General features: G+C 72.2%; 10 protein-coding genes. 3 read left to right on the plus strand and 7 right to left on the minus strand.

Features of this window, described 5'->3' with window-relative positions; genetic code table 11:
* Together aroB and AX737_RS29485 are read right to left on the minus strand one after the other, a co-directional pair.
* On the minus strand, positions 1 to 904 hold a 904-nt coding region (aroB, locus tag AX737_RS29480; protein WP_066927565.1), incomplete at its 3' end, for a 3-dehydroquinate synthase.
* Positions 905 to 926: 22 nt separating this feature from the next.
* Positions 927 to 1,532, minus strand: coding sequence for a shikimate kinase (locus tag AX737_RS29485; RefSeq protein ID WP_066927567.1), 606 nt, complete (start codon positions 1,530 to 1,532; stop codon positions 927 to 929).
* 223 nt (positions 1,533 to 1,755) lie between these two features.
* Here AX737_RS29485 and AX737_RS29490 point away from each other — a divergent pair, with 223 nt between their 5' ends.
* Together AX737_RS29490 and AX737_RS29495 are read left to right on the plus strand one after the other, a co-directional pair.
* A complete protein-coding gene (locus AX737_RS29490; protein WP_066927583.1) occupies positions 1,756 to 1,911 on the plus strand; it encodes a histidine kinase in 156 nt (51 codons plus the stop codon).
* Positions 1,908 to 2,822, plus strand: a complete 915-nt coding sequence (locus AX737_RS29495; RefSeq protein WP_066927569.1) for a site-specific tyrosine recombinase XerD — start codon at positions 1,908 to 1,910, stop codon at positions 2,820 to 2,822. The genes AX737_RS29490 and AX737_RS29495 overlap by 4 nt, the downstream gene beginning before the upstream one ends.
* 85 nt (positions 2,823 to 2,907) lie before the next feature.
* Here the strand turns inward: AX737_RS29495 and AX737_RS29500 are convergent, their stop codons facing one another.
* Together AX737_RS29500 and AX737_RS29505 are read right to left on the minus strand one after the other, a co-directional pair.
* Positions 2,908 to 4,422 (minus strand): DHA2 family efflux MFS transporter permease subunit, encoded by a 1,515-nt coding sequence (locus AX737_RS29500; protein ID WP_156454043.1) that lies wholly within the window; start codon positions 4,420 to 4,422, stop codon positions 2,908 to 2,910.
* Between the two features lie 118 nt (positions 4,423 to 4,540).
* Positions 4,541 to 5,746, minus strand: a complete 1,206-nt coding sequence (locus AX737_RS29505; protein ID WP_066927573.1) for an HlyD family secretion protein — start codon at positions 5,744 to 5,746, stop codon at positions 4,541 to 4,543.
* Positions 5,747 to 5,880: 134 nt separating this feature from the next.
* Between AX737_RS29505 and AX737_RS29510 the strand changes: the two genes are divergently transcribed.
* Positions 5,881 to 6,528, plus strand: a complete 648-nt coding sequence (locus AX737_RS29510) for a TetR/AcrR family transcriptional regulator (protein WP_066927575.1) — start codon at positions 5,881 to 5,883, stop codon at positions 6,526 to 6,528.
* Between the two features lie 31 nt (positions 6,529 to 6,559).
* Here the strand turns inward: AX737_RS29510 and AX737_RS29515 are convergent, their stop codons facing one another.
* From AX737_RS29515 to AX737_RS29525, 3 genes are all read right to left on the minus strand, one after another.
* On the minus strand, positions 6,560 to 7,204 hold the full coding sequence (locus tag AX737_RS29515; protein WP_066927577.1) for a DUF6766 family protein: 645 nt from the start codon (positions 7,202 to 7,204) through the stop codon (positions 6,560 to 6,562).
* Between the two features lie 101 nt (positions 7,205 to 7,305).
* Complete coding sequence (gene dxr, locus AX737_RS29520) at positions 7,306 to 8,484, minus strand: 1-deoxy-D-xylulose-5-phosphate reductoisomerase (RefSeq protein ID WP_066927579.1); 1,179 nt, start codon at positions 8,482 to 8,484, stop codon at positions 7,306 to 7,308.
* A 13-nt stretch (positions 8,485 to 8,497) separates the two neighbouring features.
* On the minus strand, positions 8,498 to 9,295 hold the full coding sequence (locus tag AX737_RS29525) for a phosphatidate cytidylyltransferase (RefSeq protein ID WP_245293525.1): 798 nt from the start codon (positions 9,293 to 9,295) through the stop codon (positions 8,498 to 8,500).
* Positions 9,296 to 9,338 lie beyond the last annotated feature (43 nt).

Below are 9,338 nucleotides of genomic sequence, written 5' to 3' on the forward strand. Positions count from 1 at the left end.
GGTTGGCGACCCGCCCCGCCTCCTGGCCGGAGCAGAGCCCGAGCCGGGCCGAGAAGCGGAAGGCCAGCGCCAGACCGATCGCCACGCCCTCGCCGTGCACGAGCCGGGCGGACTCGTAGCCGGTCAGGCGCTCGAGGGCATGGCCGAAGGTGTGGCCGAGGTTGAGCAGGGCGCGCTCGCCGTCCTCGCGCTCGTCGCGCACCACCACGCCGGCCTTGGCGCGGCAGCAGATCGCCACCGCCTCGTCGCGCTCGGGCCCGCCCGAGAAGATGCCCCGCCAGTTCGCCTCGCACCAGCCGAAGAAGTCGGCGTCGCCGATGAGGCCGTACTTGGCCACCTCCGCGTAGCCCGCCCGCATCTCGCGCTCCGACAGCGTGTCGAGGGTCGCGGTGTCGGCGAGCACGAGGCGCGGCTGGTGGAAGGCGCCGACGAGGTTCTTGCCGAGCGGGGAATTGATCCCGGTCTTGCCGCCGACCGAGGAATCGACCTGGGCCAGCAGGGTGGTCGGCACCTGCAGGAAGCGCACGCCGCGCCGGAGCGTGGCGGCACTGAACCCCGCCAGGTCCCCCACCACGCCGCCGCCGAGCGCCACCACGAGGTCGCCGCGCTCGATCTTGAGGGCGAGCAGCCCGTCGCAGACGGCCGCGTAGCCTGCGTAGGACTTCGAGGCCTCCCCCGGCGCCACCGCGATCAGCCCGGCCCGCAGGCCCGCCGCCTCCAGGCTCCCGCGGATCCGGTCGCCGTAGAGGGCCGCCACGGTCTCGTCGGTGACGATGCCGGCGGCGCGCGCCCCGAGCGCGGCGGCGCGCGCGCCGGCCTCCGCGACGAGGCCGCGCCCGATCAGGATGTCGTAGGCGCGGCCCGCGTCGAGGGGCACATGAACGGTGAGGGGGCTGTCGGACATGGCCTTGGGTCGGTGTCTGGACTTACTGCGCGGCGACCGCGGGCGGCGCGGACGGGTCGAGATGGGCGACGAGGGCTTCGAGCACGTCGTCCACCACCCGGTCGTGGGAGACGTCCCGGGAGACCACCTCCACGTCGGCCTCGGCGTAGACCGGGTGGCGTGCCTCCATCAGGGCGCGCATCGTCGCCTCGGGATCCTCGGTCTCGAGGAGCGGGCGATTGCCGCGCTTGCGCACGCGGCGCATCAGCACGTCGAGCTCGGCCTTCAGCCAGACCGAGACGCCGGATTCGGCGACCCGCGCCCGGGTCGTGTCGCGCATGAAGGCGCCGCCGCCGGTGGCGAGCACGAGCGGGCCCGCGCGCAGGAGGCGCGCGATCACCCGCTCCTCGCCGTCGCGAAAGCTCGGCTCGCCGTAGATCGCGAAGATGTCCGGGATGGTGAGGCCTGCCGCAGCCTCGATCTCGTGGTCCGCGTCCTTGAAGATCAGGCCGAGGCGCTGGGCCAGCCGCCGTCCGACGGTGCTCTTGCCCGCCCCCATCAGGCCGACGAGCACGATCGACCGGGCCCCCAGGGCCCGGCGCAGACGCGCCTCGATCGGTTCTCCGCCCGGCTCCGCAGGCTCGTTCATCGCAGCAGACTTCGCATGGAATGCCGGGTCTTAGCGCGTTTGCCGGGGACAGGGAACGGCCGGGGCGCCGGTACGGCCGAGCTTCGCCCCGAAGCTGTGACCGCGGGTGTGCTCCGCGGGGCCTTGCCATCGGGGCGGGCGCGTGGTGCAACGCGAGAGCCCCGGGTTGCTCGAACCTCCCGGCCTGCCGGCGCCGCTCCCGCTCGACCGAGATTGTCCCGACGTGCCGACTCTGTTCCGCTTCTTCGCGACGCTGGCGATCCTCGCCGGCCTCGTCTTCGCCGGGATGTTCGCCCTGGCGACCTTCGTGAAGCCGACCCCGCGCGAGATGAGCGTGACGATTCCTCCGGCCAAGCTGCAGCCGCCGGCCAACCGGTGAGCCCGCCCGATCCGGAGATCGGCGCCTATCTGGACATGCTGGCGGCCGAGCGGGGGGCGGCCGCCAACACGCTCTCCGCCTACCGGCGCGACCTCGACGCGTACCGGGCCTGGCTCGCGCAAGGCGGGATCGACCTCGATACGGTCGAGGCCGCGACGCTCCGGGCCTACCTCGCCACCCTGGAGACGCTCGGCCTCAAGGCCTCCTCGGCGGCGCGCAAGCTCTCCTGCATCCGCGGCTTCCACAAGTTCCTGTACGCGGAAGGGCTCGCGGAGACCGATCCGTCCGCGCCCGTCTCCGGCCCGCGCCGGCCGCAGAGCCTGCCGAAGGTGCTCGGCGTGGCCGAGGTCGATCGCCTTCTGACCGTGGCGCGCGCGCGGGTCGGGGCGTCCGAGAACGCCGGCGAGGCGGCGCGCGCGCGCCGGATGCTGTGCCTGCTGGAACTGCTCTACGCCACGGGCCTGCGCGTCTCGGAGCTGATCAGCCTGCCGCGCTCGGCCGGCACGACCCGCGAGCGCTACCTCGTGGTGCGGGGCAAGGGCGGGCGCGAGCGTCTCGTGCCGCTGACCGACCTCGCCCGCGCGGCGATGCGCGAGCATCTCGCCGGCCTGACGGCCGAGGGGGCGTGGCTGTTTCCCGCCGACAGCGAGAGCGGGCATCTCACCCGGCAGGCCTTCGGCCGCGACCTGAAGGTGGCGGCCGCCGCTGCCGGGATCCGTGCCGACCGGATCAGCCCGCACGTCCTGCGCCACGCCTTCGCCAGCCACCTGCTGCAGAACGGCGCGGACCTGCGCATCGTGCAGGAGCTGCTCGGCCACGCCGACATCTCGACCACGCAGATCTACACCCACGTGCTCGACGAGCGCCTCAAGGGGATGGTGCGCGACCTGCACCCGCTGATGGACGAGTGAGGCGCGCGCCGGGCGCCGCGGCTCTCCCTCTCGCCCCCCGCAAGGGGCGCACGGGCCCGACGTGGAGGCGGTTCGGGGCTCGGGCTCAGTGCCCGGCCCCGGCCGGGGCGGCGCCCTTCGGGCGGCGGATCAGCGGCGTGCCGCAGGCCATCGCGAGGAACAGCACGGTCAGCACGAGGAACACGTCCTCGAAGCTCATCACCAGTCCCTGGACCCGCACCGTGTTGGTCATGGCCTTCAGCGCCATGCCGTTGGCATCGCCCCCGAACGCCTCGAACTGGCGCCGCATCGCGTCGAGGCGCTCCAGCGCGGCGGTGTTGGCCCAGGTGAAGCGCTCGTGCAGGCGCGCGAGGTGGAGGTCCCAGCGGGCGTTCAGCACCGTGTTGATCAGCGCGAGCCCCACCGCGCCGCCGAGGTTGCGCGTGAGGTTGAACAGGCCAGAGGCGTTCTTCATCCGCTCCGGCGGCAGGGTGCCGAGCGCGATGTTGTTGATCGGGATCATGCACAGCATCAAGGAGCAGCCGCGCAGCACCTGGGGCAGCAGCAACTCCCAGAAGTCCCAGTCCTTGGTCAGCCCGGTGACGATCCAGGTGCCGAGCGCGAAGCCCCCGAACCCCAGCGCCATCATCACCCGCGGGTCGAGCTTCGCCGACAGCTTGCCGGCGACCGGGGCGGTGGCGAACATGCAGAGCCCTGAGACGAACATCGTCTCGCCGATCTGCAGCGCCGAGTAGCCGCGCACCCGCGCCAGATAGACCGGGTACAGGTAGGTCAGCCCGTAGAGGCCGATGCCCATCACGAAGCTGAAGACGCAGCCGCCCGCGAAGTTGCGGTCCGAGAAGGCGCGCAGGTCCACGATCGGCTGGCGCGCCGTGAAGACCCGCCAGAAGAACAGGACGCCCGAGACGGCGCAGACCAGCGCGCAGACGAAGACCGCCTCGTCCTGCAGCCAGTCGTGGTTCGGGCCTTCCTCCAGCACGTATTCGAGGCAGCCGAGGAAGCCCGCCATGAAGGCGAGGCCGGCCCAGTCGAACGATTTCAGGAGGTCGAGGTTCGGCCGGTCGAAATCGACCAGGAACCAGGTCGAGACCGTGACGAAGATGCCCGGCACGATGTTGATCAGGAACAGCCAGTGCCAGGAGAACAGGTCGGTGAGGTAGCCGCCCACCGTCGGGCCGATGGTCGGCGCCAGCGTCGCCACGAGGCCGATCATCGGCGACACGATCGTGCGCTTCGAGGGCGGGAAGATCGTGAAGGCGGAGGCGAACACGGTCGGGATCATGCCGCCGCCGATGAAGCCCTGCGCGGCGCGCCAGACGATCATCTCGCCGATCGACGAGGAGGTGGCGCACATCAGGCTCATCAGCGTGAAGCCGCCGGCCGAGATCGAGAACATCCAGCGCGTCGAGAGCACCCGCGAGAGCGTGCCCGAGAGCGGGATCGAGATCACCTCGGCGATGAGGTAGCTCGTCTGCACCCAGGGGATCTCGTCGCCGGACGCCGAGAGGCCGGCCTGGATCTCGTTGAGCGAGGCCGAGACGATCTGGATGTCCAGGATCGCCATGAACATCCCGAACACCATGCAGACGAACGCCACCATGCGGCGGCGGTCGAGCGGCGGGTCGGCCGGGACGGGGCCGGCGGCGGCTTGGGCAGTGGCTTGGGCAGCGGCTTGGGCAGTGGCTTGGGCAGTGGCTTGGGCGGCCATGGCGCGGGACTCAGTGCCGGGCGGCAAGCTTCTGGACCGGCGCGTCGGCGCCGTCGCGGGTATCGACCCGCACCACCACCGAGAGGCCCGGGCGCAGCACGCCCTCGCGGGCGACGTCCGCCGGCACCTGCACGCGCACGGGGAGGCGCTGCACGATCTTGGTGAAGTTGCCCGTCGCGTTGTCGGGCGGCAGCAGGCTGAAGACCGAGCCGGAGGCCGGCGAGAGCGATTCCACCGTGCCGACGATATCGCGGTCCGGGTAGGCGTCCACGTGGATGTGGACCTCCTGGCCCGGGCGGACGCGGGCGAGCTGCGTCTCCTTGAAGTTCGCGTCGATCCGCACGCTCTGCAGGGGCACGAGCGCGGCGACACGCGAGCCCGGCGCCACGTAGGCGCCGGCCTCGACCGCCTTGTTGCCGACGACGCCGTCGAAGGGCGCGCGGATCACAGCGAAGTCGAGGTCGCGCCGCGCCCGGTCGACGGCCGTGCGGAGTTCCGCCGCGAGGCTCTCGGCCTCCCGGGTCTGGGCCTGGAGCACCGCGACGTTGGCGCGCGCGGCCACCAGAGCCGCCTCGGCGGACTTTACGGCGGCCTCGGTGCGGTCGCGGTCGGCCTTGGCCTGGTCGAGGCGGGATTTGGCGACGTAGTCCGCCTGCATCTGCGTGGCGCGGGCGTAGTCGGCGCCCGCCCGCACGGCGTCGGCCTTCGCCGCGTCGATCTGGGCGGCGCTCTGCAGCACCTGCGCCTGCGCGGCTTCCGCCTGCCGGCCGATGCGCGCGATGGTGCTCTCCTGCGTGGCGAGCTTGTCCTCCGCCGCCTTCAGGGCGAGGCGATAGTCGCCGTCGTCGAGCCGGGCGATCACGGCGCCCGCCTTCACGGCCTGCCCGTTCACCACCGGCACCGCGGCGAGGTAGCCCGGGACCTTGGCGGCCAGGACCGAGATGTCGGCCTGCACGTAGGCGTCGTCCGTGCTCACGAAGAAACGCCCGACCGTCCACCACTGCCAACCGGCATAGGCTCCTCCACCGAGGGCGGCGCAGAGCAGCAGGAGCAGGACGACGCGGCGCAGGGGGCGCCGCGGCTTCGCGGCCGGGGCGCTTGCCGCAGGCTCCGGGGCCGGGGCCGGGGCCGGCCGGTGCGGCGCGGCCGCATCACGCACCTCCTCCGCAGCCTCGACGAAGCTGCCCGAGCGATCGGCATCCTCACGAAGCGACATGGGGTCTGGTCCTCGAGATCGTTGACCGAACCGTTCGGTCATTCGGCGGCCCGAGTTGACGGCCGTCGGCAGGAAGCGGTACGTAGCACTGACCGAACGGTTCGGTCAATCTGAGCGGTGGATCCGGCGACGAGATGACGGGCGCAGCGACACTGGAGCGGGGGGCGGGGCCCATCCCGGCCGAGGGCGAGAAGCGCCGCCAGATCCTGGAGGGCGCGCGCCAGGTCTTCATGGCGTCCGGCTTCGACGGGGCCAGCATGGGCGAGATCGCCCGGGCGGCCGGGGTCTCGAAGGGCACCCTCTACGTCTACTTCGACAGCAAGGAGGCCCTGTTCGAGGCCCTGACGGTCGAGGAGAAGGAGGGGCTCGCCGAGAACCTGTTCCGTCTGGACGAGGCCGACCCGGACGTGCCCGCCGTTCTGACGCGCCTGGGCGCCAGCTACCTTGCCATGATGGCGCGGCCCGAGCACGTCTCGATCATCCGCATGGTGATCGGCGCCTGCGAGAAGTTTCCCCGTTTCGGGCAGGCCTTCTACGAGGCGGGGCCCGCCTGCGGGGTCGAGCGGCTGAAGGCCTATCTCGACGCGCAGGTCGCGGCCGGGCGGCTGCGGCCCGCCGACACGGAACTCGCCGCCAAGCACTTCCTGCAGCTCTGTCAGGCCGGGATGCTGACGCGGCTCCTGTTCAACGCCGGCGCGGCGCCGAGCGAGGAGGAGATCCGTCACCGGGTCACGGAGGCGGTGCGGGTGTTCTACGCGGGCTACGGGCCGCAGGCCGCATAGCGGGCACCGCCGCGCCGCGTCCGGCCGCGGCTTACTCGTTGACCGCCCCCGTCTCGTCGTCCCGGGCCGTGAGCCGCTTCGACTCCGCGGAGCCGTCCTGCCTGAGATAGATGCTCAGGAGCAGGAACATGCCCATCGCGAAGAACTCCGCCTGCCAGGTCTGGAAGGTCTGGAACCACAGATCGGCGGAAACGAGGGATTGCGCGAGGTTGAGAGCGGCCTCTCCGCGCCGGCTCCTGTCGGCATTGTAGCTCGCCGCGTTCGCTAAGAAGAAGGCCGCGAAGGCGAGCAGGAACAGGGCTAGGAAGGCGAGCGACAACCCGTTGGCGTATGTCCAGGAGTGCGGGCGGCCCACCTGGTCGGGCGCGCCCGGTCCCGGGTGCTGCGCGCCCGCTTCGTCATCGGGCTTCCGCGAGTGCGAGGCGCCCCGCTGGCGCAGGAACACGCTGAAGACGATCAGCACCAGAAGCTGAAGCAGGGCCGCCTGCCAGTTGCTGAACACACCTTTCAGGAAGCTCGGATCGGCCAGATAGGCGATCAGGCCGGAACTCCGGGACTGGCCGGCCGGATCCTCGGCCTGGAGGGCGTATCCGCTGATCGCCTGCCCGCCGATGCAGATGAGGAACAGGCCGAAGAAGGCCAGCGTGAGGCCGTTGTCCTTCAGGAACCGCGCCATCGTCTCGTAGATCGCTGCGCCGCCCTCCCGTGGGGCGGCCCAGGACCAACCGCGCGGACACGGATGCGTTCTCGGCCAGCCTCTCCGGGTCCCGATCGGGCTCAGCCCGCCGCGCGCAGCCGCGGCAGGGCCTGCGCCGACCAGGCGCGCGCCTCGGCATCGATGGCGAGCGCCGCGTCGACATCCTCGGGTGCCGTGCGGTGGATGCCGGCGAAGTGCTCGCAAGTGCGCTCGACCAGATCGGCGATGCCGTAGAACGGGATCTCGCCGCGGATGAAGGCCGCCACCGCGATCTCGTTGGCGGCGTTCATCACGGTCGGGGCCGCGCCGCCGTCGCGGAGCGCCGCCCGGGCGATCCGCAGACAGGGGAAACGCGCCTCGTCCACCGGCTCGAAGGTGAGGCTGCCCGCGGCCGCCAGGTCGAGCGGGCGGCCGCGCGCGATGGTCAGGCGCTCGCCCAAGCCCAGGCAATGGGCGATCGGCACGCGCATGTCCGGCATGGCGAGGCCCGCCGTCACCGCGCCGTCGAGCCAGTAGACGAGCCCGTGCACGATCGATTGCGGGTGGACGATCGCGTCGAGCCGGTCGTGGCCGAGGCCGAAGAGGTGGTGCGCCTCGATCAGTTCCAGCCCCTTGTTCATCAGGGAGGCCGAATCGATGTTGATCTTCATGCCCATCGACCAGGTCGGATGGGCGGCGGCCTCCGCGGCGGTGGCGGCCGCGATGCGCTCGCGGGTCCAGGTGCGGAACGGGCCGCCCGACGCCGTGATGGTCATCTTGGCCACATCCGAGACCGGGCCGTGGCCGAGCGCCTGGGCCAGCGCGTTGTGCTCGGAATCGACCGGCAGCAGGGTGGCGCCGTAGCGCTTGGCGTCGCGCATGAAGGCCTCGCCCGCGCAGACGAGGCTCTCCTTGTTGGCAAGCGCCACCGTGCGGCCGAGCCGGAGCGCCGCGTGGGTCGGCTTGAGGCCGGCCGCCCCGCTGACCGCCGCCACCACGATGTCGGCCTCCCGCGCCACCGCCTCAAGCACCGCGCTCTCGCCCGCCCCATTCGGGATGCCGGAGCCACTGAGCGCCTCGGCCAGCGCCGGGCCGGCGGACTCCTCGGCCAGCGCGGCGAACTCCGCCTTCATCTCGCGGGCGAGCTTGGCGAGCGCCTGTGCGTCGCGCCCACCCACCACTGAGCCGACCCGGAAGCGGTCGGCGTGCTGGGCAAGGAGGTCGGTGGTCGAGCGGCCGATCGAGCCGGTCGCGCCGAGCACGGAGACGGTGAGAGCCACGAAAAGAACTCCTTCAGGCGGCGAGGCGCCGCGCGACCAGGAACAGGCCGGCGAGCAGCGCCACCGCGAAAAATCCGTCGAGGCGGTCCATCACGCCGCCGTGGCCGGGAATCGACCGGCCGGAATCCTTGACCCCGTAATGCCGCTTCAGGGCGGATTCGAGGAGATCGCCCGCCTGGCTCAGCACCGACGAGACGGCGCTGACGAGCGCCACCAGGGCGAGATTGGTGTCGGCGAGCGGGCTCCAGCCCTGCTGGCGGGCGAGCGCGACGAGGGCCGTCCCGGCCACCACCGCGCCCGCGAGTCCGCCGAGGGCGCCCGACCACGTCTTCTTCGGCGAGACCGCCGGCATCAGCTTCGGGCCCCCGAAGGTACGGCCGGTGAAGTAGGCGACGATGTCGGTGGACCAGACCACCGCGAACATCCAGGCGGGGCCGAGGATGCCGATCTCAGGCGCGTCGCGCAGGGCCGGCGGCACCAGGGCGATGACGGCGCCACCCAGCAGAGCGCCGAGCGCTCTGAGGCGCCCGGGATTGTCGCGAGGCAGGGCGAGGCAGAGGGCCGAACCGCCCGCCAGAATGGCGAGGCCGACGGGGAGCGCGACCTCCCGCTCCAGGCAGATCGTGAGCGCGGCGAGCGTGACGGCGACGGTGCCGAGAAGGGCGCGCCGCGGCAGGGTGCGGCTCATGCCGATCCACTCGCCCGCGCCGACGATCGCGGCCGCGAGCCAGATTCCGGCAAACGCCCAGCCGCCCAGCACAAGGCCCGAGACGACGAGCGCGGCCAGCACGATCCCCGAGAGGACGCGCAGGCCGAGCTCACGGCTGCCGAAGGCCTTTCGCGGCGGTGGCGCC

The sequence above is a fragment of the Methylobacterium sp. CCH5-D2 genome (assembly GCF_001556475.1).
GTDB lineage: Bacteria > Pseudomonadota > Alphaproteobacteria > Rhizobiales > Beijerinckiaceae > Methylobacterium > Methylobacterium hispanicum.

Bases quoted from the DNA above. Each gene is read 5' to 3' on its own strand.
- AX737_RS29485 (WP_066927567.1), bottom strand. From the start codon at position 1,532: ATGAACGAGCCTGCGGAGCCGGGCGGAGAACCGATCGAGGCGCGTCTG.
- AX737_RS29500 (WP_156454043.1), bottom strand. From the start codon at position 4,422: ATGGTGGCGTTCGTCTGCATGGTGTTCGGGATGTTCATGGCGATCCTG.
- AX737_RS29505 (WP_066927573.1), bottom strand. From the start codon at position 5,746: ATGTCGCTTCGTGAGGATGCCGATCGCTCGGGCAGCTTCGTCGAGGCT.
- AX737_RS29510 (WP_066927575.1), top strand. From the start codon at position 5,881: ATGACGGGCGCAGCGACACTGGAGCGGGGGGCGGGGCCCATCCCGGCC.
- AX737_RS29515 (WP_066927577.1), bottom strand. From the start codon at position 7,204: ATGGCGCGGTTCCTGAAGGACAACGGCCTCACGCTGGCCTTCTTCGGC.